This window comes from Xenorhabdus sp. BG5, from assembly GCF_015163665.1.
In the GTDB taxonomy this organism is placed as follows: Bacteria; Pseudomonadota; Gammaproteobacteria; order Enterobacterales; family Enterobacteriaceae; genus Xenorhabdus.
On the sequence record NZ_JADEUG010000025.1, the window covers coordinates 1 to 23739 of the forward strand.

At 41.0% G+C, this 23739-nt stretch carries 24 protein-coding genes and 5 pseudogenes; 14 read left to right on the forward strand and 15 right to left on the reverse strand.

The genetic code is table 11. From position 1 onward, the window contains the following. Positions 1-157 precede the first annotated feature (157 nt). A complete protein-coding gene (locus IQ209_RS12955; protein WP_193851696.1) occupies positions 158-838 on the reverse strand; it encodes a transglycosylase SLT domain-containing protein in 681 nt (226 codons plus the stop codon). Positions 839-1132: 294 nt separating this feature from the next. Here IQ209_RS12955 and IQ209_RS12960 point away from each other — a divergent pair, with 294 nt between their 5' ends. The 5 genes from IQ209_RS12960 to IQ209_RS12980 all read left to right on the forward strand — a co-directional run bounded on the left by IQ209_RS12960 (position 1133) and on the right by IQ209_RS12980 (position 5716). Next, entirely contained in the window at positions 1133-2047 is a 915-nt protein-coding gene (locus IQ209_RS12960; protein ID WP_193851697.1) for a metal ABC transporter substrate-binding protein, read from the forward strand. Then, positions 2044-2955 (forward strand): manganese/iron ABC transporter ATP-binding protein, encoded by a 912-nt coding sequence (locus tag IQ209_RS12965; protein WP_193851698.1) that lies wholly within the window; start codon positions 2044-2046, stop codon positions 2953-2955. The genes IQ209_RS12960 and IQ209_RS12965 overlap by 4 nt, the downstream gene beginning before the upstream one ends. After that, the gene (locus tag IQ209_RS12970; protein WP_193851699.1) at positions 2952-3827 is read left to right on the forward strand and encodes a metal ABC transporter permease; all 876 of its coding nucleotides are present in this window, start codon (positions 2952-2954) and stop codon (positions 3825-3827) included. Before IQ209_RS12965 ends, IQ209_RS12970 begins: the two co-directional genes overlap by 4 nt. Then, entirely contained in the window at positions 3824-4720 is an 897-nt protein-coding gene (locus IQ209_RS12975) for a metal ABC transporter permease (protein ID WP_193851700.1), read from the forward strand. The genes IQ209_RS12970 and IQ209_RS12975 overlap by 4 nt, the downstream gene beginning before the upstream one ends. A 132-nt stretch (positions 4721-4852) precedes the next feature. Continuing rightward, complete coding sequence (locus IQ209_RS12980; RefSeq protein WP_193851701.1) at positions 4853-5716, forward strand: fructosamine kinase family protein; 864 nt, start codon at positions 4853-4855, stop codon at positions 5714-5716. 151 nt (positions 5717-5867) lie between these two features. On the opposite strand, the gene IQ209_RS12985 is transcribed toward IQ209_RS12980, so the two are convergent. Beyond that, positions 5868-6440 carry a YniB family protein gene (locus IQ209_RS12985; protein WP_193851702.1) on the reverse strand — a complete coding sequence of 191 codons (573 nt, stop codon included), beginning with the start codon at positions 6438-6440 and terminating at the stop codon, positions 5868-5870. A gap of 207 nt (positions 6441-6647) precedes the next feature. Here IQ209_RS12985 and hxpB point away from each other — a divergent pair, with 207 nt between their 5' ends. The 3 genes from hxpB (at position 6648) to IQ209_RS13000 (ending at position 9825) form a co-directional block, all read left to right on the forward strand. Then, the gene (gene hxpB, locus IQ209_RS12990) at positions 6648-7313 is read left to right on the forward strand and encodes a hexitol phosphatase HxpB (RefSeq protein ID WP_193851703.1); all 666 of its coding nucleotides are present in this window, start codon (positions 6648-6650) and stop codon (positions 7311-7313) included. A gap of 182 nt (positions 7314-7495) precedes the next feature. Further along, the gene (locus tag IQ209_RS12995; RefSeq protein ID WP_193851704.1) at positions 7496-8089 is read left to right on the forward strand and encodes a metal-dependent hydrolase; all 594 of its coding nucleotides are present in this window, start codon (positions 7496-7498) and stop codon (positions 8087-8089) included. 386 nt (positions 8090-8475) lie between these two features. Further along, a complete protein-coding gene (locus tag IQ209_RS13000) occupies positions 8476-9825 on the forward strand; it encodes an L-cystine transporter (protein WP_193851705.1) in 1350 nt (449 codons plus the stop codon). A gap of 585 nt (positions 9826-10410) precedes the next feature. Here IQ209_RS13000 and IQ209_RS18775 read toward each other — a convergent pair. Next, positions 10411-10575 (reverse strand): hypothetical protein, encoded by a 165-nt coding sequence (locus IQ209_RS18775; protein WP_339378882.1) that lies wholly within the window; start codon positions 10573-10575, stop codon positions 10411-10413. A 245-nt stretch (positions 10576-10820) separates the two neighbouring features. Between IQ209_RS18775 and IQ209_RS13010 the strand changes: the two genes are divergently transcribed. The 4 genes and pseudogenes from IQ209_RS13010 to IQ209_RS18595 all read left to right on the forward strand — a co-directional run. After that, positions 10821-11507, forward strand: a complete 687-nt coding sequence (locus tag IQ209_RS13010) for a hypothetical protein (protein ID WP_228005874.1) — start codon at positions 10821-10823, stop codon at positions 11505-11507. Positions 11508-11542: 35 nt separating this feature from the next. Next, complete coding sequence (locus tag IQ209_RS13015; protein WP_193851707.1) at positions 11543-11830, forward strand: HigA family addiction module antitoxin; 288 nt, start codon at positions 11543-11545, stop codon at positions 11828-11830. Between the two features lie 170 nt (positions 11831-12000). Continuing rightward, positions 12001-12288, forward strand: a pseudogene (locus IQ209_RS18590) (DUF1367 family protein); the annotation flags it as partial. A gap of 42 nt (positions 12289-12330) precedes the next feature. Then, positions 12331-12802: pseudogene (locus tag IQ209_RS18595) on the forward strand (site-specific DNA-methyltransferase); the annotation flags it as partial. A gap of 31 nt (positions 12803-12833) precedes the next feature. Here IQ209_RS18595 and IQ209_RS18360 read toward each other — a convergent pair. From IQ209_RS18360 to IQ209_RS13035, 3 genes and pseudogenes are all read right to left on the reverse strand, one after another. Further along, positions 12834-13058: pseudogene (locus tag IQ209_RS18360) on the reverse strand (PBSX family phage terminase large subunit); the annotation flags it as partial. Further along, positions 13039-13260: a hypothetical protein gene (locus IQ209_RS13030; RefSeq protein ID WP_193851709.1), complete on the reverse strand. Its 222-nt coding sequence runs from the start codon at positions 13258-13260 to the stop codon at positions 13039-13041. The gene IQ209_RS13030 and the pseudogene IQ209_RS18360, both read right to left, overlap by 20 nt. Before the next feature lie 132 nt (positions 13261-13392). Next, entirely contained in the window at positions 13393-13626 is a 234-nt protein-coding gene (locus IQ209_RS13035; RefSeq protein WP_228005875.1) for a terminase small subunit, read from the reverse strand. A gap of 190 nt (positions 13627-13816) precedes the next feature. Here IQ209_RS13035 and IQ209_RS13040 point away from each other — a divergent pair, with 190 nt between their 5' ends. Then, on the forward strand, positions 13817-14218 hold the full coding sequence (locus IQ209_RS13040) for a hypothetical protein (RefSeq protein ID WP_193851710.1): 402 nt from the start codon (positions 13817-13819) through the stop codon (positions 14216-14218). Between the two features lie 75 nt (positions 14219-14293). Here the strand turns inward: IQ209_RS13040 and IQ209_RS13045 are convergent, their stop codons facing one another. The 4 genes and pseudogenes from IQ209_RS13045 to IQ209_RS13060 all read right to left on the reverse strand — a co-directional run. Then, on the reverse strand, positions 14294-14536 hold the full coding sequence (locus IQ209_RS13045; RefSeq protein WP_193851711.1) for a hypothetical protein: 243 nt from the start codon (positions 14534-14536) through the stop codon (positions 14294-14296). After that, complete coding sequence (locus IQ209_RS13050) at positions 14517-15002, reverse strand: lysis protein (RefSeq protein ID WP_193851712.1); 486 nt, start codon at positions 15000-15002, stop codon at positions 14517-14519. Before IQ209_RS13050 ends, IQ209_RS13045 begins: the two co-directional genes overlap by 20 nt. 226 nt (positions 15003-15228) lie before the next feature. Continuing rightward, positions 15229-15384, reverse strand: a complete 156-nt coding sequence (locus IQ209_RS13055; RefSeq protein ID WP_193851713.1) for a hypothetical protein — start codon at positions 15382-15384, stop codon at positions 15229-15231. Beyond that, positions 15330-15491: pseudogene (locus IQ209_RS13060) on the reverse strand (phage holin family protein); the annotation flags it as partial. The pseudogene IQ209_RS13060 and the gene IQ209_RS13055, both read right to left, overlap by 55 nt. On the opposite strand from IQ209_RS13060, the pseudogene IQ209_RS13065 reads away from it, so the two are divergent. Then, positions 15488-15736 (forward strand): annotated as a pseudogene (locus IQ209_RS13065) (integrase); the annotation flags it as partial. The pseudogenes IQ209_RS13060 and IQ209_RS13065 sit on opposite strands and share 4 nt — an antisense overlap. A gap of 322 nt (positions 15737-16058) precedes the next feature. On the opposite strand, the gene IQ209_RS13070 reads toward IQ209_RS13065, so the two are convergent. The 5 genes from IQ209_RS13070 to IQ209_RS13090 form a co-directional block, all read right to left on the reverse strand. Next, positions 16059-17303 carry a GIY-YIG nuclease family protein gene (locus IQ209_RS13070; protein WP_193851714.1) on the reverse strand — a complete coding sequence of 415 codons (1245 nt, stop codon included), beginning with the start codon at positions 17301-17303 and terminating at the stop codon, positions 16059-16061. Position 17304: 1 nt separating this feature from the next. Next, complete coding sequence (locus IQ209_RS13075) at positions 17305-19311, reverse strand: DEAD/DEAH box helicase (protein WP_193851715.1); 2007 nt, start codon at positions 19309-19311, stop codon at positions 17305-17307. Between the two features lie 60 nt (positions 19312-19371). Next, the gene (locus IQ209_RS13080) at positions 19372-22050 is read right to left on the reverse strand and encodes a DNA methyltransferase (RefSeq protein WP_193851716.1); all 2679 of its coding nucleotides are present in this window, start codon (positions 22048-22050) and stop codon (positions 19372-19374) included. 207 nt (positions 22051-22257) lie between these two features. Beyond that, a complete protein-coding gene (locus IQ209_RS13085; RefSeq protein WP_193851717.1) occupies positions 22258-22527 on the reverse strand; it encodes a helix-turn-helix transcriptional regulator in 270 nt (89 codons plus the stop codon). A gap of 261 nt (positions 22528-22788) precedes the next feature. Continuing rightward, on the reverse strand, positions 22789-23415 hold the full coding sequence (locus tag IQ209_RS13090) for an integrase domain-containing protein (protein ID WP_193851718.1): 627 nt from the start codon (positions 23413-23415) through the stop codon (positions 22789-22791). Between the last annotated feature and the right edge of the window lie 324 nt (positions 23416-23739).

The following is a 23739-nucleotide window of genomic DNA, read 5'->3' on the forward strand; positions in this document are numbered from 1 at the left end:
ATCAGGGTTGTTTTTAATTAAAACTTAATAATTAATACTGTTTGTAAAATATTTATCACAAAATTGTAATATCTATAGTTTACAAAAACTGTTTTGCCCGATAAAAAACTCAGGCTATCAAGTTTATTTAATCCTAATTAAATTTTACCGATTGAAATTAATAAGTTACACCTAAAGAATGATAAGCATTTTGAACTTTCCATAAATAACGCGAAGCCTGTGGTGCAGGATGATTATTTTGAACATATTGATAGAACTCATTCGGAGTCATTCGATTAATTTTATTAATTGCCAAAACGCGGTTTGAGTCAAACGTTCGCAATAATGCCCCTGCACCATTTACATAAGCAACTATCGTTGCATAGTACAGCGTTTCTGGATTGGAAATACCTTCCAAATGTTGTTTTTTCAAGATGCTGATATAGGCGGTACCAAGGTCGATGTTGGTTTCAGGATCTTTCAATTCACGCATCGTTGGTTGCCCTGATTTTCCTTTCACTCTGTAAGCATCTCGTCCAGCCGTAGATGCCTTAATCTGCATTAGCCCAACTGCATTCGATTTACTAACGACCTCTGGACGAAAACCTGATTCCACCTGGATAATCGCTTTAATGAGCGTTTCATCAACACCATAACGTTTTGCGGCTTGCGCAATAAAACCATCAAATGGGGTGGAGTTAAACTTATTTGTCAATTTACGGGTACCAAAAGCAGCCTTATTGCCGTCAAGCATACGTTTTGCTGTTGTTTGTCTATTACTGTCTGATTGGTGTACTTGTTGGCTTGCACATCCTGACAATAACAATGCCGCCGCAATGTAACGGAGTTTTAATTTCACGCTGCTTCCCCTAAATAAAATTTATCTTATAAAGGATATATAATTTTACTGATAAACCAAAAATATTTTTCTATCACTTATCAAAATAAATATCTTTATTGCTCATGGTTAACGCTAGACAACATGCTGTTTTTTTGTTCGCATGAGGTGTGTCGTTGTCATATCAATCAGTAAGAATTTAAGGAGAGTCTATCGAATTTATCATCAATTTTGTCTCTATCGCCTTGACTTTACATAAATGATACTGATAATCATTATCAATAATTATATGTACAACAAGTAAGGTTTACCATAATGAATAAAAAACATTCTCTTTCTGATTTTCCGATATTCAATCTGGTCCTTGTTCTATTCACAATGGCGTTATTCAGCCAGCAAGCTCATGCCGAGAAAAAATTCAGAGTGGTTACAACATTTACTATTATTCAAGATATGGCCCAAAATGTCGCAGGAGACGCAGCAATTGTCGAGTCAATCACTAAACCTGGTGCAGAAATCCATGATTATCAACCCACTCCTAAAGATATCATCAAGGCACAGCGTGCAGACCTTATCCTCTGGAATGGCCTAAATTTAGAACGCTGGTTCGAACGCTTCTTTGAAAACATGCAAGCTATCCCTGCCGCGGTTATAACCGAAGGTATTACTCCTTTACCGATCCGTGAAGGGCCTTACAATAAAAACCCTAACCCCCATGCCTGGATGTCGCCAAAAAATGCGCTGATCTATATCGAAAATATCCGTAAAGCTTTTGTCAAATACGATCCTGAGAATGCCGAAATTTATAATCGTAATGCCAAAGCTTATGCAGAGAAAATGGCTCAATTGGATGCGCCTCTTAGAGAACGTCTTTCTCGCATTCCTGAAGAACAACGCTGGCTGGTCACCAGTGAAGGCGCTTTCAGCTATCTCACACAAGATTATGGTTTCAAAGAAGTTTACTTGTGGCCAATTAATGCTGAGGAACAAGGTTCCCCGCAACAGGTTCGCCATGTCATTGATACAGTAAGAGCTAATAAGATCCCAGTTATCTTTAGTGAAAGCACTGTTTCAGATAAACCAGCAAAACAAGTCAGTAAAGAAACAGGAGCTCGTTACGGCGGAGTACTTTATGTAGACTCTCTTTCCACTCAAAAAGGACCAGTTTCAACTTATATTGATCTACTTAACACCACTGTAGACACTATCGCAAAAGGATTTAATCAATGAATCACTCATCATTAAACCATCAATCGTTATTTGAGCATCCTCATTTAATTGTGGATAACGCCACTGTCACTTACAACAATGGGCATACTGCTATTTATGATGCTAGTTTTGACATTACTGGCGGCACAATTTGTGCGCTGGTAGGTATGAATGGCAGCGGCAAATCCACATTATTCAAAACAATCATGGGATTAGTAACACCTTCACAAGGAAAAGTGACGCTCAACAAGCAACCTATTAGAGCCGCATTAAAACAAAATATCATCGCATATGTTCCTCAAACTGAGGATGTAGATTGGAATTTTCCGGTTCTGGTTTCCGATGTAGTAATGATGGGACGCTATGGAAAAATGGGATTTTTGCGCCGTCCCAGCAAGCGTGATCATGAAATCGTCAATAAAGCGCTTGAACGTGTCGGTCTGACCGAATTGCGTGATCGCCAAATTGGTGAGCTTTCTGGCGGGCAGAAAAAACGCGCATTTTTAGCCCGTGCATTGGCTCAAGAAGGGAAAGTTTTGCTACTGGATGAACCTTTTACTGGGGTCGATGTTAAAACAGAAAATGCCATTATTGACTTACTTCGTGATTTACGTGACGAAGGGCATTTGGTCTTAGTGTCAACGCATAATCTCGGCAGTGTACCTGAATTTTGTGATCACGTTATTTTGATCAATCGCACGGTGCTCGCAAGTGGCCAAACTGAAAACACGTTTACTCAAAAAAATCTGGAAATGACCTTCGGTGGTGTCTTGCGTCATATTAATCTTTCCGCTCCTGAGCTACATAAAGATGATGATCCACGCTCACTGACAGTCATAACCGATGATGAACGTGCAGCCGTCTTTTACGGACATAATCACCATATTCCACCGCGGAAAAACCCCAAACAAAAGGAAAATCAACCATGATGGAACTGCTTTTACAACCATTCAGCTACAACTACATGGTGAAAGCCATGTGGGTAAGTACCATTGTTGGGGGTGTCTGTGCTTTCTTATCCGCTTATCTGATGCTAAAAGGCTGGTCGCTAATGGGAGACGCCCTCTCCCACTCTGTTGTGCCCGGTGTCGCAGGTGCATATGCTCTCGGTTTACCTTATGCAGGTGGGGCTTTTTTTACAGGAATGCTCGCGGCATTATCAATGACATTGGTACGTCATATCACTCGGTTACGTGAAGATGCGGTGATCGGTTTTATATTCTCCACTTTTTTTGCCGTCGGATTATTGATCGTTTCTTTAAACCCTACATCCGTGAATGTACAAACCATTATATTAGGCAACATTCTCGGGATCGCTGATGAAGATGTTTTACAAGTGGAAATCATTATTGCCGTTTCCTTCATCATCTTAATGGGACTTTGGAAAGATTTATTGGTTGTTTTCTTTGATGAAACTCATGCACGCTCTATTGGATTATCACCGTTACGGTTGAAAATCATTTTCTTCACTTTATTAAGTGCCTGTACCGTTGCTGCATTACAGACAGTAGGCGCTATCCTAGTTATCGCAATGGTTGTAACGCCTGGTGCAACCGCCTATTTATTAACAGATAAATTTAAACATTTGTTGATTATTGCCGTCGCTATCGGTTCACTCACAAGTGGTATCGGTGCATATGTGAGTTATTTCCTCAACGGTGCAACTGGGGGAGTCATTGTCACCATACAAACAGTGATTTTCTTACTTGCGTTCTTCTTTGCCCCTAAACATGGCACGTTAGCCTCTCGCAGACGAGCCAGAAAGGAATCTCTGGCATTGATTCAGGAGCAACGCTCATGAACACATTTATTGAATTAATGACTGAACCTTTCATGCATGAGTTTATGCGACGAGCTATCTATGCGGCCATTATGGTGGGCGCTGTTTGTGCTATACTTTCCTGTTACTTAGTCTTAAAAGGTTGGTCATTGATGGGAGATGCCATCTCCCATGCTGTTTTGCCAGGTATAGTGCTCGCTTTTGTAACAGGCATACCACTTGCAATAGGTGCTTTCCTTTCTGGTATATCTTGTGCATTCGCGACAGGCTATCTAAAAGAACATAGCCGAATCAAAGAAGATACAGTCATGGGAATCGTTTTCTCAGGTATGTTTGCATTTGGGTTAGTCCTGTTTACTCGTATAGATACGGATCAACACCTGACACACATTTTATTTGGCAGCATACTCGGCATTACCCAGCATGAATTACTCCAAACCTTGTGTATTGCCGGGATCACGCTGGCTATTGTGCTGCTAAAGAGAAAAGATTTCATGCTCTACTGCTTCGATCCCAATCAGGCACGAGTGGTTGGTCTTCCTGTGAAACTTCTCCATTACGGGTTATTATCGCTGCTGGCCCTAACAATTGTCGCATCTTTGCAAGCCGTCGGTATCATCCTCGTCATTGCGATGTTAATCTCCCCCGGCATTATTGCTTTTATACTTTGCCGGAGCTTTGATCGCATGCTGATTGTGGCAATGGTTGCTTCTATATCATCCAGTGTACTTGGCACTATCATCAGCTTCCATATTGATGGTGAAACAGGCCCCTGTATCGTCATCATTCAGGCAATTTTCTTTGCTATTGCACTGACTTATGATCAAATAAAATTAGCTTGCAAGAAAGCAAACAAAAGATCGTTTGAGAAAATCTCATCCCATGAGGTATCAATTCCAGAAAAATCAAATTAAAAAATAATAGAGTGCCATATCAAATTTGAGATATGGCCTTATTAATTCCTATTAAAACGCCTTTTATCCTGTTCAAATGTTACATCTGTCTGTAATATAAGCATAGCAACTGTCAACTTAATGAGGTGAAACATGTGGCAAACAGTGAGCCGACTATTAAGTGAGCATTTTGGTGATGCTGAAATTCACGATAAAGAGGAATTGACAGGAGGAGATATTCACCGTGCCTGGCATGTTAAATATGGTGAACAACATATCTTTATCAAATCCAACGTGAAGGAAATGCTGCCAATTTTCAAAGCAGAAGCAGAGCAATTGGAATTATTAGCTCGCAGCAAAACAACCCGAGTTCCCTATGTTTATGGTGTAGGTCACGACCGCAACTATAGCTTCCTGTTGCTAGAGCATCTGCCCATAAAACCCTTTAACCCACACAGTGCGTATCTTTTTGGTCAACACCTTGCGAAGCTACATCAATGGAGCGAACAACCTAAATTTGGTTTTGATTTTGATAACATGCTGGCAACGACCATACAACCTAACGGATGGCAAAAGCGTTGGGCCCATTTTTATGCCGAAAAACGCATTGGATGGCAACTGCAACTTGCCGCTGATAACGGGATGGTGTTTGGAAATATTAACCAAATTGTTCAAGTAATCAGCGATAGACTGCACAATCATCACCCTCAACCTTCTCTCCTGCATGGCGATCTATGGCCCATGAACTGTGCATCATTGAACGATAATTGTGCCGTCACTTTTGATCCTGCCTGCTATTGGGGAGATCGCGAATGCGATCTGGCGATGTTGCCACTTTACCCAGATCTTCCTTTGCAAATATTTGATGGTTACCAGAGTATTTGGCCATTGCCTAAAGATTTTCTTGAACGTCAACCCATTTACCAACTTTACTATTTGTTAAATAGATGCAATCTTTTCGGAGGAGAGAATTTTATTTTAATACAAAAGATGATTGATAAACTTTTATCTGAATAGGTATAAGAGAACTTAAATTAATATGATATTTAATTATTGACAATAGCTCAATCATTCAAAAACAAAAGTGAAATTTATGATATTAAAAATATAAATTTATTTAAAACCAAATACAATATTGCGCATCCTTGCGCTGTTATTAACTATCGCATTACCACCCTAAAAATTTAAACAAGAAGTAAGCAATTGTACCGATAATGATTGGTGATATGTAAAGGATAAAAATCTGGCTAAATAAAGAATGAGAGGGGAACGCAATTTTAGCTTTCAATTGTTCCTTAGTTATTCCACTCTCCTGCGCGTGTTCAAAGACCATTTGATCTTCAATACGTTCTTTGATGAATTTAAATTGACGATACATTCTCAAGCCAGATGCACTCATTGCCAACCCCACAAACATCAGCATATAAATGACAAAAAAACTGATATTTTCCCCAGTAATTCCAGCAACACGCTCAGGGGTTGGAGAATGCTTCCAGAAAAAATCCAAAAATGGTGTATTGAATTTAATCATTTCTGTCATCATCTGAAGAAAATCATTCAATACCGCGTTAACTCCGCCACCTCCAATACCATCACCTTTAACACCGTCACCTTTAACACCATGCTGCCCTGCAACTAGATTAATCACTGAGACAAAAGTCGACAACAGAGAGGGTACAAAAATAATCCAACCAAAAATTCGCTTAGCGACGGCAATATATCCGGCTTGTTGATACGTCATTACATTCTCCATTAGCATAAATAATTTTATTTTTTACTCAATAATAGCTCATAACGAACTCACTTTAATCCTATTTACGGAGTCATTATCTTACTTTACCGATGAAACTATCTCTTTCTTTGTTATCTCCCATAACGAGATTTAATTTATTGAAATTGTTACAATCAAATCTCTTTAATCACTGTTATCATCGCGGAGAGATTTGAGATGTCATCTTGTTTATCTATGGAAGCCGCTGTTTTTGATATGGATGGTTTACTGATTGATTCTGAACCTTATTGGAAACAGGGAGAAAAAAGCGTATTCAGTGAATTAGGGCTAGATTTAAATTTAGCCAAAAACCTACCTGACACATTGGGGTTACGAATCGATCACGTTGTTGAGCTATGGTATCAAGCATCACCTTGGCAAGGCGCCTCTAAAAGTGAAGTTGGGCAACGCATCATCGATTACGTAGTTCAATCAGTTGAAAAAAACCGCCCTTTACTACCTGGAGTAGAACATGCTTTAAATCTCTGTCGCGAACGTGGATTAAAAATTGGCCTTGCCTCCGCCTCACCCTATGAAATGATCAAAAAAGTGCTCGAATTGTTTAACCTACGACATTACTTTGATGTTGTCGTTTCTGCTGCACACTTACCTTACAGTAAACCACATCCCGAAGTTTATTTACTGGCAGCCAGTCAACTTGGAGTCACCCCAACTCACTGTCTTACATTAGAAGACTCATTTAACGGTATGATAGCAACCAAAGCAGCAAGAATGCGCTCAATTGTCGTCCCAGCCTCCCACCATTTTGATGATCCCCGCTGGTCATTGGCTGACATTAAACTGAATTCTCTGGAAAAATTAACAATAGAAAATATTACTTAATAGCCACCGCGCTGCCCTATTTCTCGTATAAGGCAGCGCGAATATCAACCGCCCTTTCAACCAACCAAGACACAGTTTAAAAATTTTCCTGATTACCCTCTATCTTCCTCAGTCAAAACCCTCTATACTGCCTCACTGTATGTATAAACAGCAATCAGCATAAATAATCAGTATAAATCATTATGACAGCAGAAGGGCATCTTCTTTTTTCCGTTGCCAGCCTTGTATTGGCTCACCAGCTAGAAATCACACCAGAAATAGCACAGGGAGACTGGTTACACATGCTTCCCGGCGTACTTCTGGCTTCATTGTTGCCAGATATTGACCATCCAAGTTCAACCTTAGGCAGATTGTTCCGCTTTATATCCATTCCAATCGCGCGATTATGTGGACATCGTGGATTTACACATAGTTTATTAGCGCTGCTCGTGGGGGTTACTCTATTCCAGACTGAAATACCGTCTAATTGGCCCATTCCAACTGACTTTGTCCATGCAATGGTTATCGGTTACATCAGCCATCTTATTGCTGATATGCTGACTCCCGCTGGTATTCCACTATTATGGCCACTAAGAATACGTTTTTGCATACCTATTCTTAGAGGTAAGGAACGTAAAAAAGCCGAACGTTTTATTGCCGTACTGGTAGTAGTGATCGCTATTATCCTTCCACAACACATCAATTTCTCATTCGCTCGCTATTTCGACAGCTTACAATTTAACAAAATACAGTTTGATAAATTACCTATTGATAAGCTACAGAATCTCTACAAGTAACTGCTCAATATTCACATACAGCAAATATCGTAACCCCATTTTAAAACGGGGTTACCTGCAAAATATAAATCACTTTTTATGCACTTCCTGTCGCCTTCAAAAAAACTTTTAACTCAATAAAATACAAAGTGAACAGTTGTAATTGAACAAAAAATAACAGAAATAGATTAGGATATATAATCAATTAAACTAGCTAGTGAAAAATAATTATATTAAATTCCATTTAATTATAAGAAGACAATCTCTTATACTGATAATATTTTACTTTAAGTATTTCATGGTACGTAGACGATAGATTCAAATTGGAATACAGCTTACAAAGCTATATTCCAAACTACATACCGCAACTCGAAATATAAAGAGTATATCATTTTTGGAGACTAGAGATGGATTTACCACTCATCATCAACGTGCTCGTTTTTGTAGCACTGCTTATTCTATTAGCAAAAACGAACTCAAATAAATGGAGCTTGTCCAAAAAAGTTCTTGTGGCTCTAGTCGTGGGTGTCGTTTTTGGGCTGGCACTAAACATCATTTATGGAACAGATAATCTTACCGTAAAAGAATCAATTAAATGGTTCAATATTGTAGGTAATGGTTATGTACAACTGCTACAAATGGTTATTATGCCGTTAGTTTTTGCTTCTATCCTAAGCGCCGTCACTCGTTTACACAAAGCATCTTCCTTAGGAAAGATCAGCTTTTTTACCATTGGTACATTACTGTTCACTACAGCAATTTCCGCTTTAATCGGCATTATCATTGCCAATTTTTTTGGGTTAAGTGCATCAGGTCTCATTCAAGGCACGCAAGAAACTGCTCGTTTATTAGCAATTGAAAGCAATTATATTGGCAAAGTTGCAGATATGAGTGTGCCTCAAATCATTCTCTCCTTTATCCCTAAAAATCCTTTTGCTGACCTGACGGGAGCACGCCCTACTTCCATTATTAGTGTGGTAATTTTTGCGGCATTTTTAGGCATTGCTGCGCTACAAATGATTAAAGATAATCAGGAGCGCGGTAAACTGGCTCTCGTTGCCATTGATACTATGCAAGCATGGGCTATGAAGCTGGTTAGGTTAGTTATGAGCCTCACTCCATACGGTGTGATGGCTTTAATGACCAAAGTTGTCGCCAGTTCCAATATCAATGACATTACTCAATTAGGTAGTTTTGTTGTTGCTTCCTACATTGCCCTTGGTCTGATGTTTGTAGTACATGGCGGGCTTTTGGCATTCACGGGTATCAATCCTCTGAAATTCTTTAAAAAAGCAGGCCCCGTACTGACATTTGCATTTACCAGCCGTTCAAGCGCAGCAAGTATTCCCTTGAATGTCGAAACACAAACTCGCCGCCTCGGTGTACCTGAGTCTATTGCCAGCTTCTCCGCCTCTTTTGGTGCGACCATTGGGCAAAATGGCTGTGCTGGCATTTATCCAGCTATGTTGGCAGTGATGGTGGCTCCAACCGTAGGTATTGATCCCTTTGATCCAGTGTGGATTGCAACACTTGTCGGAATTGTGACTATCAGCTCTGCGGGGGTTGCTGGTGTTGGTGGAGGCGCAACATTTGCAGCATTGATTGTTTTACCTGCTATGGGCTTACCTGTCACCCTAGTAGCACTGCTTATTTCTGTTGAGCCTCTGATCGATATGGGACGCACAGCATTAAATGTTAATGGCGCGATGACAGCAGGTACAATCACCAGTCAATTGATGAGAAAAACTAATAAATAAGTATTTGAACAAGACGAAGAAGTGGCATTAAATCAATCTTAATTCAAAATAAGAATTAATAAATGTAATATATTTTTATCGAATAAGGCAGATATATTAACTGCCTTATTCGTTAGCTTGTTTGATTTTTGGTTTTAATATAAAGGTTATTAAATAAAACTTAACACTATTACTGAAATGTTTATTAACTAAATTCATAACTCATAAATAGACTGCGAGCAATTAGTAGAGTAGGATAATTCTACATACATATACATTGTATCACTGCTAAGCGTTAGCAAAATATCCCTATTATCATTAGGGGAGATATTACAATAGAAATTACTTTTTATTGTATATACACGGAGATTTTTTGTAGTTAACATTATCCACCAACAATCGAAATCAGGAAAAAAGAAGCTTACATCATAAACAATATTCATGACAAATCTATGTGGTTCAGACATACCAACGTCCTCTAAATGCATATGTTCTTCTTTGCTAGAGTCATTAGCTCTGCAATTACCACAGTCGCTGCAAATATAATTTGCTTGCTCCCGAAACGGAAAACAGCCAGCGGTTATCGTCTGGGAAAATATCCCAACCTCAGCTTCGTTTAAGAATAGCGATATCATTATCCCGTAAATTCAAGCTCGGTTTTTTAGGTTGGAATGTATAAGCAATGAGACCCGCGGCAATTTCCAGCAGAAAGCTGGTGTGACCAGAATAGAATTGCTCCTGGATAATCAGGAACTGGCGATGCTGAAGCAAAATTGCGTCCTCCGACGACCGTACAGAGATCCTTACGACGTGAACGAATATCTTACGATCTTAATCCGAATGGATGACTGTTCATTAAAAATACAGCTTGCCAAACTACAGTAGCAATGCTGTGAAAAATGTGGAGAATCCTTACCAGTGACAGAATGCTGTTTTTCGGGGAAAGCGGCCTGTTGGAATACGTTGGGTTGGCATGAATTGAAATTAGCGTTATAAGGAGTTACTTCTGAAGAATTATGCCAAGCTGTATAAATGGCGTTGTTCTTGAAGATTGGACCTATCATGCATTAAAAATAGTGTTGAATGCAGGAGGAATTATGGGACAGTACCGACACTCGATATCCAGTATTATGGCAATGACGGGTAATGAGTTGGGGCAGAAAACGACCCAATTGTACCAGTATGAGGAGGGCAGATTTTTTTACTTTTTAGACGAACCGAAACACAAGCCCAAATATAGACTCAATATTGTGGGGCATTCATCTCCAGTGGGTTCTCCGATATTATTTTGGGGAACATGTGAATATGCACATGGGATGAATTTAAATAACTTTTGCAAAACAGTTCATAACTTATTAAACAGTCTAAAAAATAAAGGACATAATATTCAGTGTATCAGAATAATAGCTTGCTGGACTGGAGCAAATGGGCTTGCTCAACGATTAGCTAATCATCTCAATATGCCAGTTAAAGGTTCGTTAGGAGGGACGAGAATATATTCAACGTCTAACTTACGTCCAACGCTTAATATAAATCGGCATTTTATTGATAAACCAGATGGAAATAATTACTATTTTCCAGAGGAGGGGGACAGACAACGGCGACATGATCCCGCCTATGGGCTGTATAGGTGGTACTATCCTCAACTTTCAGGTTCAGACTGTGGATTTGAGGCTTTTATTAATGAACGAATATCAAGATAGAAGGTGATAGCCTGATCATATGAGAATGACCACTAATGAGCACAATGCTTAATCCTCCCCATCCGGGCGAACTGATCAAGGGAACGATGGAAGCCTTGAACATGAATGCCAGGGCGTTGGCAAAGGCATTGGATGTGGCGCCTTCCACGGTACAACGGCTGATAAGCTGTCAGTCGCATGCTTCCCCTGAAAAGGCAGTTCGACTTTCTGTGGTTATCGGCAGTGCATCGAATGTGTGGCTGGGAATGCAGAATGCCTATGATATCTGGCATATTAAGCAAAACCTCGATATTTCCCACTTGCAGCGATTGCCAGTAGCGTAACAGGCAGTAACCCGCTTGAATTTTCACATCGGCCTGAACATCCGATAACCTAAACCCAAGCTGCTGTGCCATTACCTTAAGGGATCAAGAATGGCGCAGCATAGTTTCAAATTTCCGACGACACCTTACGGCTTGCGACTCCAGCCGCCAGAGAATACCTGCATTCGGAAATCAAATGCGGCGATGTGCTGTATGCAGATTTTAAGAAAGCCCGTAATCCCCGTTTTCACCGCAAATACTTTGCCTTGCTGAATCTCGGTTTTAAATACTGGGAGCCTGTCGGCGGCACGAGTTCCCCTGAAGAAAAATCACTTGTATGCGGCTATGTACAATATCTGGCGCACTTCGCCGGCAGTGAAGATGCCTTACAATCCGCCGCTGATGAATACCTTGTTGGCCTGTCGAAAAACCGTGCCCATAACATCACCGCCACCAAATCCTTTGATGCTTTCCGGCGCTGGGTCACCGTGGAAGCCAGGCATTACGATACGTATGAAATGCCTAATGGCAGCCTGTACATGTTTTGTGGTTCGCGTCTGGCGTCTGATATCGATTTGCTTGTATGTGAACGGTTTAACGTATTGAACCATATTATTTGGGCAAAACCCTCTGGCCCGTGACGCAGGCAAAATAAAGAAAGCCTGCGAATGTATTTCCCGGCAACCAAACGTATTATTTTTGCCGAACATTATCAAAGGCCGTATCACCCGAAAGGCGATGGCTACTTTCGCCAATGCCGCGAACTGAAACAGTCGGTATTTAAACCGCTGATCGATTATTTTCGTGATGCCCGAAAAGCATTAGGCGTCACGGCGAAAGACATTCACTCTGCCACCGGCAAACAGATGACCAGTCACTGGTTCAGTGATAGCCAGTGGCAGTTACTCAATGAAGTTAACTACCAGAAGCTACAGGCGTTATTTGACCGCATTGCTAAAGAAAAACAACAACGTTGGGAACTGAATATCCCTTACAATGAGCTGGTGGAATCTCACCTGACGTTAACCTCTTCCATTGATGACTCTTCAAGGGAGTTCATATATTCACGCGCACAAAGTATGACGCCTGATTGCCCGTTCTGAGCAGCCATGTAACCGCGAATGGCTGTCATTAGTGCAAAGGTTCTTGTCTTGGCTGAGCCTCGCCCGCCGTATGAGCATCGATAACGATAGTCACCACTGAATACCGGAATGAGCTTCGGCGGGAGTTCAATCCTCGCTGTCGTCACGCTGTCCTCCGGGTACCAGTATTATCTTGGCGGGGGACATTGAGCCGTCAGTAGAACTCAAATCAACTTTTTTCGCTGACTCCCAACCAAGTAGTTCCGCCAACTGCTTGATGGCAGATTTCGGATCATGGAGTTTTAACTTGATACCGTCTTTGCCAGTAGTCAGTTCTGAAATGGCACTGAATGCTGCCGGGTTCTGCAACGCTGAATCTTTGAATTGCCATGTAGCCTGAAATACAGGTTTGTCCTCCTCGTCTTCCCCTATCTGGTTGTTACGGAAGTCGGCGATATCATCGTCCCATTGCCGATAAGCGTTCTAAGGCTTCCTGACGGCTCATACCGCTTCTTGGTTCATGGCGTCGAGAAAGGTTTTAACGTTATCAAATGTTATCATTCGGCTGGCCTGAGTTCGGGCAGATTCTCCTTTCGCCTTCCCTCCTGCCTTACGATAAGCATCCACCTGATTTAACCCTTTCAGGATACCCAGTGTGAATTTTTGCTGTAGTGGAGTTAAGGCATCAAAGAGAATCTTTTGCTCATCAGTGAACTGGATTTTCTTTTGTGCCATTATTTGGTTCCTTGAAAAGGAAAAACCACCAGCGCTAACTGGTGGCATGGGATATTGCTGTAGCCACTCAGGGAATGGATATAAAAATATTGCCTTTAGTTTCAGAGGGTAACTAATTGTTAAGCATTATTCGCTTGTTGCTGGAAACAAATGGGATTAAGTATGTGTACAGATGCTTTTGGAGGTAACTATGCCAATAAATCCGCAAGATCCATTTAAAACCAGCTTTCCCTTAGTCAGACGCAGGCCAGTTCTTCGTACTCAAGCCGCTATTGAGTATTCTGGCTATCCTTCTTTAGGCGCTGATATTCTTAGCATATATCTAGAATATTTAATCCAATGTAGATTCCTAAGTGTTGATGGATTCGGAAGATTGACTATCAGAGCCGCATTTGCTGACTTAGCTTATGGACCTATTAATTTATTGAATATAGAAAGCTACTTGAATCTACTTGGGTTCACCCCAACGCTGGCATTAAACGGAGTTAAATATGTACAGACCCGTTACCCTAATGTTCGTAGCTTAGCCGATTATGAAGAAAATGTTTTACCGGCAATAAAAAGGGCATGGACTGCTCATCCACCTTATTGATTTTTAGTTTCTGAGCCGTTAAGTGTTATCTCACCACCTCAGATCATTTGTCATTTGTTCCGAGGTGGTAAAAAATCAGAATGTCGTTGGTTGAGCCACTGCACGAACCCAGCACATGATCCCTTTTTGCAAATCAGTGCGACCTTCGTTCAGCCAACGCATATCAACTTGGTAATTTCCGCTTTGAGTGTGTGTAACCGCCAGATAGTGATAGCGCTGACCTAATTCTTCGCCTATCGCCTTAATCCTGTTCATGCAATCAATTTCATCTTGGGATAATTCACGATAGCCCGTGATCTTACGGTGTTGATTTTCCATTATTTCCTCTACATTCAATATTGATATAGTCCTGCAAATACCGCGTCTGCCGCTCATTCTCCGCCATCATTTCCCGGAGACGGAAATAATCTTGTCGAGCTGGTTCGGTAAGTTGTGGGGTTTCTGCATCGCCCACGCCGCCGGTGGTAACGGTTTCAGACACAGGACAGGTGGCGGTGATTTGCAGCCTGCGACGACCAGCGGCAACATCAGCGCGAAGCGTATTGATTTCAGTTTTGGCATGATTTAGCTCCTGAATATGTTTCGCCTCCAATTCATGCAATGCCTGAATGCTTTCTTGCTGTTTGGCATTGATAGCGGTTTGTTCTGATAACTGAGTAGTCAGTGATTGGTTTTGTTGGTTGAGCTTTCTGTTCTCTGTATAAACCGAATAAATGGAATATGTAGCAGAACTAATCAACGCGATGACTATAATCAGAGTGACAAATTTCAATTGCCATGTCATGATTGCCTGCCAACAAATTGATTATATTTTTTGCTTAAAAAACATAATCTAAAAACAATCGGCACCAAAATAACTCCTATCGGCCACAGAAATGAAAACAACAAAATGAAAGAGAAATGCTCTGGATTACTTTTTCGTTTTTCTAACAATGCAAAAATAGTGAATGCCACAATAATACCGATAACGTAAGACATTGAACCCAGAATGATACTCATCTATCAATACCTCATAGCAATTCAAATGCCTTTTTAAACGTTTCCACCGGATACGGCTGTTTGCCGTTCTCCATCTGGATCATAGCTTGTGCCAGTTTTATCAACATCACTTCACTATCGATATCAATGACTGTACTATTGGCGATAAGCCGCTCGATATTCCCCATGACAACGCGCCACAAAGCACACCTTCGATCCATTTGTTTTTACGTTCCACGCCGCCATAAATCAGGCGACCGTAACAAATGCCTGCGGCTAATATCGCACCGGAAATATACCCGTGATGGTTTTAACAGTCGCTGGAAAAAAGCGAAGCAGGCAGCAAAAGAGGCATTCCCAGATCTGGATTTTAATTTCACTTTTCACGATTTAAAGGCAAAAGGTATTTCCGATCTGGAAGGTACACTGGCAGAGAAACAGGTGATTTCCGGTCATAAAAACATTACCCAGACCGCAAGATACAACAGAAAAATTGAAGTGGTTCCGGTTGTTGGCGGTCAACACACCGAAGGATATTAGGAAAAGATATTAGGAATTTATTAGGAATGTGATTTGTGTCATAAAAAAGCCACCGTGAAGGTGGTCTTTTCTAACCCTAACTCGATGTTTTATATCAAGTTTTTATATGGCCAGGGCGGGACTAGTAAATAAATATAACATATTGAATATATTTAATTTATATTGAATATATTTAATTTATTTTCACTTATTTATTTTATGCCCCTGTTAATGCCCCTAGAATTTTTTGCTTCCTGAATTCACATAATTGGCTGATTTTAATTAATTTATTTTATCGTCATGTATATATTTTACTGTAAGCGATCACCCAAAGATATGATGACTATTTCTTTTGAACTATTCTTCCCGTCGTATTATCAAGGCGATACTGAGATATTGTTCCATTTACAACATGCTCAATAACTGCCAATACTGTCGATAATGGGACGTAGAACCATTCTCTGGGTATATATATCTGCCCGGTATGGCTTTTCAGTGTGACATTCAATCTGCGTGGCGCAAGAAAACCATGTATCAACGTTTCCAGTTTATGTGCATTGAGGTTGAAACATTGACTGGTTGATACAATTCTCACAGGGGCTTGCAGAAAAGTCTGATCTTTTTCAGCGTTCTTGATTCGGTTCTCTACTGTGGACTCTGTGAAACCAACTTTGTAAAGATTGTGCTTATAGGGAGCAAGAACAGGATCAACACTTGACGTCGCTAATATATATACAAGACCTGTCGGTATTGCTTCTTCGGATGGTTTAATTATTTCACCGCTGAGTTTTAGTTTACGCCCTTCTTTATCTCTAACCAGTCCGTGAGTCAGTGACAAGTATAGCATGTGCATCTCAGTACCGTTTTCAAAAACTAAATGCAATCTGGCATTGTAGCTGCTGTACTGCTCAAGGCGTTCTCCAATACTGGCAACATACCCCATCAGACCGTTCAGTATAAAAAAATCACCCGTGTTGATTTTTAGTTTGTGACTGAAACGCTCAGTACCCAAATGTCCACTCTGCAGGTCGTTTTGTACTCGTTTAAAAATTGGTTCATAACGCACAAAGTCAGGACAGGGCTGACGTTGTGCGATTTCGGCTGGCTGTTCCTTTTTTTCTACTTGAATATGTTTCAATGTAAAAATATCAGGAGTATCAAAATCGAGAAGACCATCATCATCTGCAAAAATATCATCCAACGAGGTCACTAATTCAGCTCGATTCAAATAATTAGCAGAAGTCTCAGCCGCATGGAAAATTACTACTTCCTCCATATCACTATTTTTTAAAAGTCCGAACTCATCCAGACGTTGTAAGTGCTGGGATTGCTCCGCACTGGATCTCAGGCTATGCAACCGGCGAGCAAGTATTTTTTCATTGAGGCTTGCTGAACTGTTTTCTGCAGGCTGTCTTCCATGCTCTTTGTAAAAGGCATTGATTTCAGCAAACTGTGCTTCGGATATGTTGGTCACGTTCTGACGTGCTTTCAGAGGCTGAACATTTAGTAGCCCCAAGTCATCGCTTTCACTGAATATATCGTCAAGATTGATCCTTGATGATAAACGTTGTGTTGATAACCTAATCATTTCACTGCCCCTGCTGTGCCAAGCGTTGCTGTTTTTTCTGGCGAATAAAGGCCAGTGCCTCAGCATACCTGACTTCGATGGGATCGCTGGAATTCAGTAATGGCTCTCTGCGAAACTCCTGAGTAAATTGCTTAATTCGGGGCCATAAAATCACAGCCTCTTCTTCTGAAACCTGAGATTTGCTGGCACTAACGGCTTCCTGGATAGTCTTCAGCATGGCGGCATCGACCTGCTTCGAAAGAATTTCGTAAGCTCCTCTGAAGGGATTAATGGCGTCGATTAAATCAATGTTCAGATTATCAATACACAAAAATTTATCGCCCATTTTCAGGAATTGCTTCCCGGTAACATTGCTATCACTTTCATCACTGCTTTCGCTCAAATCCATAATTGCATCGGGTGGCAGGTCTTTTCCGTCTACTAGTCCTCCCTGTTGAGTAATCAGCATACTTTGCAGCATACCCTGGCGAATTTGTTCCTGTTCTTCTTCTGTCAGGTCAGGATACAAAGTCTGGATGATGGCAGGGAGTTCAACTTGTGTCACAGTCTCCGGTGGTACGGTTTTACTGATGCTTTCCTGCACAAGCTGTTGGTTCGCCAATAACGCGGCCATAATTTCGTTTCTGTCGCCGTTAAGAATATCGAGAACTTTTTGTGAAACCAGTGTTGAAGTGGTGTCGTCAACAAGGAGTGTATTTGCAGGTAATTCCTTGCCATCCCACAGAGAACGAGGCTTAAACTGAATGGTCGGGGCAAGGATCTGTTCCATCAATAGAGAAGTTGTTATGGCTTTCAGCATGTTGTTCACAGATGTTCTGACATCTTCATCCTGAGCATCAGGTTGCGCAATCAAATTAGTGAACTGTGCATGTGTTTTTCCAACGCAATCGCGGGTTGCTCTGCCAATAATCTGAACAATTTCTGTCAGAGAGCTACGATATCCTATGGTCAGTACATGCTCACAATAAGGCCAATCGAATCCTTCTTTCGCCATACCAAGTGCAATAATGATATCCATATCGTTAGATGAGGTTATATTACGAAGATAGGTCTGCACTTTTGCACGTTCAGATGAAGTGTCATCAACTAGGTTAGCAATCCTGAGAATTCTTCTATCATTTGTCCTGACCTGGAGTATTCCTGTTTCTGGGTCACGAAGTACCACTTCACCAATAACATCGAGAATCGCATCAACTTCGCTATGCTTATCTTTTGTGGATTCGCCAGAGTTAACATTTGGAATGTGAATGATGGTTTTTTTATGAGTATCGAGCACATCAGGTAAGGCATCAATATAGCGGCCTTGATAGAAATGATAGCCAATCCCTAGTGATTTCAGATAATTGTAACCATTGAGCTGCTCATAGTAGGTATAGGTTACTTTGGTAAATTTAGCTTCATCATCCGGCAGGAGGATGGGAATGGTATCTCCCCGGAAATAGGAGCCGGTCATTGCCACAATATGTGCAGTTGATTTAGCCATCAGTTCATCGATAAGTCCACCAAGTCGATTATCACCGTCAGCAGAAACATGGTGAAATTCATCAATAGCAACTAGACAATTGTTAAACTCTGCAATATCGACCTTATCGAAGGCAAAACGTAAAGTGGCATGCGTACAGACCAAAATCAGGTCATCCCCGGCCATAAAACGCTGGAATGCAGCAACTTTGCTTTTATCACTACCATCAACGCATAAGTTGTTTTGGGGACTAACCTGCCAGTCAGCAAAGAATCCAAATTCTGTCAATGCTGTGTTTTTAAAAGAACCGCCGATAGATTTTTCAGGTACAGAAACAATCACTTTACGCAAGCCCTGATGTTCGAGCTTATCCAGCCCCAGAAACATTAGAGCACGAGATTTACCGCAGGCTGGGGGAGCTTTGATCAGCAGATACTGACTATTGCGTTCAGCATAAGCACGAGATTGCATTTCTCGCATCCCCATTGAGTTAAGGCTTGCACTTTGTCCAGTCTGTTTGTATTCCACATGCAAAAGATTATTCATTCCATTACTCCAGGAATAACTGAGCCACCTCACGGTGCATAGTAAAGCGGTCTAAAGGGTTTATTGGGAAACCAAAGTTTCGTAGCGAGCGAGTAAAAAGCCTAAACGTTCGTCTACATCTTTGAATGGTTTTTCCCGGTAAAGGCGGTCTACTGCTTTATCCAGTGTCTGATGTGCTTGCAGTAACGACTCAGGCATCTTTTCTGGATCGTAAAGCTCTGCCAAGGTTTTGCCCGGAAATTCAGCACGAGTCAGCAGTACTTCTTCGGCAAGCTTTTCAATCATGGTACGCTTTTCATCGTTCACATCAGGCCATGGGAATGTATTGTAAACTATTTTATTCCCATAGCTATAATCACTTTTAAGACGCATTGCTGTTAATCGCATCCACTCGTTATGCATAAGTGATGTAATTAATCCAAAATCAAAAAGTGTTCCATTAGGTAATATGAAATTCCTATCTGAGGCTATTATAGATGATCTAAAAAATCCGATTGGTATATATACCCTTCGCTCAGAAGATACACGAGGTATTAATATGTAATCCCCATTTAAAGGCTGTCTAATCTCATCGAATAAATGTGGAGTATCAGCTTTTCTTCTCGTCGCTTCCTTCTTACTTTTCATTCTGAATTCACGAACAACATTCACGCGAGTTGTTACCATTGGAAGTCTTTTTAATTCGTCATTTGTTATTCCTACGAGCCATAAACAGTATCTTTCACTTCCATTCAAAAACTCATCAGCACCAACAATCTTTTTAATCCAGTTTGCAGCATTAGGCTCTTTTAACAAAAGCTGTTCCATTTCATAACGATCCATCAGAAGATTACCATTATCGGTGGGTTTGTTTCCGAATAATAATGGTGAAATGTCTTCAGTGAGTGGCTTGCTAACGGGAGCGACAACTAGATTAGTTCCTTCAATAAGGTAAGGACTAATATTTTTTACTATTTTACTGTGCCATTCCTTTCCTACTTTTTGATAAAGACGTCGGCTTACTTCTTTTGAAGACAATCCAACAATAATAACATGAACTGCCGCTTTATCTCTGGCATTGTTAACCCATGTAAAAGTGGGATAGGCAAAATGAATATTCAATCCTAATTTAAAAATGGCAGGCCAGAGTGTAGCAACTTGTTCACCCTGACAAATTGAGTTTGTGGCAACAAGTGATAATTCCGCTCTGGATTCTTTAATATACTGGGCCCCTTTCCAGAACCAACATGCAACAAAATCCAGTGAACCTAATGATTTAAAGCCGCTAAAGACAGTTTGCATGTCTTTACGTTGTTCATCACTACGCCCTAAAGTTCCCAGAAATGGTGGGTTGCCAATAACATAGACCTCATCCTCAACGCTTTTAGGACAGATTTTACTCCAATCTTCACGTAGGCTATTACCATGAACAATACATCCACTGTCGCGCAAGGGCAGAGCTGGAGGTGCATCACCAAACTCTTTCTCCCACTGATTGTTAAGCTGGTGCTCTGCCAACCAAAGTGATAATCGGGCAACCTCACATGCAAAATCATCAATTTCTATACCATAGAATTGTGACAAGTGTAGCCCACTCATTGGTATGGATTGAGGGTCTATCTCCTCCAAAGCCATGATAATTTCCATTTCAAGCTTACGGAGCTCTTTATAAGCAACAATTAAAAAGTTACCTGAACCACAAGCTGGATCAAAAACTTTGATTTTTCCCATGCGAACCAACAATCTCGTCAATCCGTTCGCACTTTTTCTGTTTTTTTCGAAATCAGATCTAAGAGGTTCAATAAATAAAGGCTGAATCACCTTCATAATGTTGCTATAGGAGGTATAGTGCTGCCCTAAACGACCTCTTTGTTCTATATCAATGACAGCCTGAAACATACTCCCGAAAATATCCGGATTAATCTCACTCCAGTCCATCGATCCACAATCAAGGAGGATTCTTCTTCCTTTTTTACCAAGCTCAGGAATAGATTCATCAGATGAAAACAATCCCCCATTAACATAACGAAAATCACTAATATGTTTAGGTAGATTCTTTCTTTTATCGCTATCCTCTGGTGTGTTTAATACAGAGAATATTTGATAAAGGAAGGTGCCCAGGTCACTCCCGTCGTCTTCAGTGTAGCTTTTTATTGCAGAAGTAAATTGTGTATCACTAAAAATCCCCGTGTCCTCAGCGAAGAAACAAAAGAGAATTCTTGTCAAAAAAACATTCAATATGTGAATATCTTCAGTATTGGTTAAATTATTATTAATTTTTATTAAGTCAAATAATTTACCCATTTTTTCGGCTGCTTTCACATCAGCTGGGTTTTCACTGCTGGTTAGTGCTTTTTCTAACCCAACCAATGGCAGGAAAAAGGCGTAATAACTGTGTAGTTCATCTATATCAATGTCTAACCGCTCCCCTATTTGTGTATCCCAGGCAATAAAACGGAGGAAGTCTGTGATTATGACAAAACGAATTTTATTTTTTGTAATAAGCGGATCGGTAAGGCGCAGGGATAGCTTTTCATCAAGGTCATCATCAGAATGTGTTGGTTCAAAGTAGATCTTGTTTTTTAACCCGATGTGACCACTTTCTTTCGCAATATTTCTGCTTCCACCTTGTCGTAACTGAGTAATCGTCGCTTTGGGTAAATTGTAGGCAGAAAAGAAATCATATATGAACTCTTCCTGATTAAGAGAAAATACGATTTCTTCAAGTGTATCAAAAATTTTTGTTTGGTTAACTGCCATCTGATCCCTCTAACCTCATGATCAAAACGCCTACATCTGAATAAATTTTAATTCCTCTATAGCTGTTGCTACAGTCAATTAGATTTATTTTATCATCAAATAAAAAAGCCGTGAGGGTCAAAAATGGTCAATTTGGCTGCCATTTTACTCTCAAGGCTTCATATTAAATTCTTTCATTTTACGACATCATTCACAAATTAAAACTGCTCATTCCTGTGTATTAGCGCGAACCTTACGCTCAATAAGCTGACCACGTTTATCAAAATACCGACTAGGCCAGATCTCTGAAGGATGAATTTCGAGATAGTTAGCGATGATCCATTCACCTTTCGGCCATTCTCTGCTGAGTGCATTTGCTAATGTTGATGAACTAAGTCCAGCTTCACGAGAGAGAGCCGCTAAGGTTGTACCGCGCTTACGTAATGCGGCGATGATATCGGCCTGATGCCAGTCATTGTGAACATTGTTGTTATTCATTTCTACTACCCCTTCCATTAATCAATCATTGATGGTGGTAATCCAGACAGGGTTCGCAGTACCGGTAACGTCCAACCGGCGAGGCCGAAGCCTCCCCTGCCTGAATCACCATTGAAAGGGTGATAGCAAGCACACTGGTAGAAAATTCCTACCAGTGTGGACGTTAATTCAAGGCTGCGAAACCCTGACCATTAGATTTTGCTAATGGCAGAAATACTTTAACTGATTGTTTTACCTAACACAATAACCGAACGACTAAGTTTAACGACTATAAACCCGCTCAACATAACGCCCGCGACCATCACCATGCCCCAAATCCATTGCAACCAGCGCTCGCGCCTCTTGATGGCTAAAGCCATTCTGTTGGTAAAAACGCAGAGCATCCTGTGCCCACGCATAGCGCAAGCTATGGGGAGAGTACCGGCCTGTTAAACCAATCCTTGTGGTATGCGTTCGCCAGTAGTTCATGGCCTGTTTGAGATCGAGTTTATCAATCAATCTGCCGTTACGTTGTTCTGCGATAATAATCGCTTGCTCGACAGCAACTTTGACCGCAGCAATATCCAATACACGGGTTTGCCTTGGTCGGCCGCCTTTTGTACCGAAAACAACATGCAGTTTCGGTTCTGGTTGTTCTAATTGTTTACGCCAGCTTTTCAGTGAAGCACTGCATTGCACCGTTCGCTTGGCGATCCCCTGAGATAAACGGGCATCAACATATTGTTCCACGTGTTTGGTTTTCAAATGACTGAGGCTTTTAACTTGGATATTCAGACTCAATAACAACGCGCCCAAGCGTCTGGCAATCCGAATGCGATCATGGCAGGTTTTATAACTACCGCCACCTTGCCGGGCAAAAAACTTTAATTCTTTCATCAATCGACTCATCCATTTTTCTCCACTGATATCCGACAATCTACGATCTCTGGCGCGTGTCAGTGCGGCAAAACAGAAAGCACCAGTTTTGCCCTTGACGAATATCTGTGCGCCAGAGTGAACGCAGGTTGAGGTATTGCGGGGTATCGGTTGAGTACGCGGTACTGCCGCCTGTATTTACAGGTCATCCCCACCGGCAAAATGCCAGCCTCGATATCGTCAAGTTCTCCTTTTTCAATCTAAAAATGCAGTGTCAGATTCACTGCGTGGTGAAGCAGGCGTGAGCCTGTCAGAGTTGTGTGGTGCTTTGGCTGCGGCGTCACTTTCAGCGGTAAA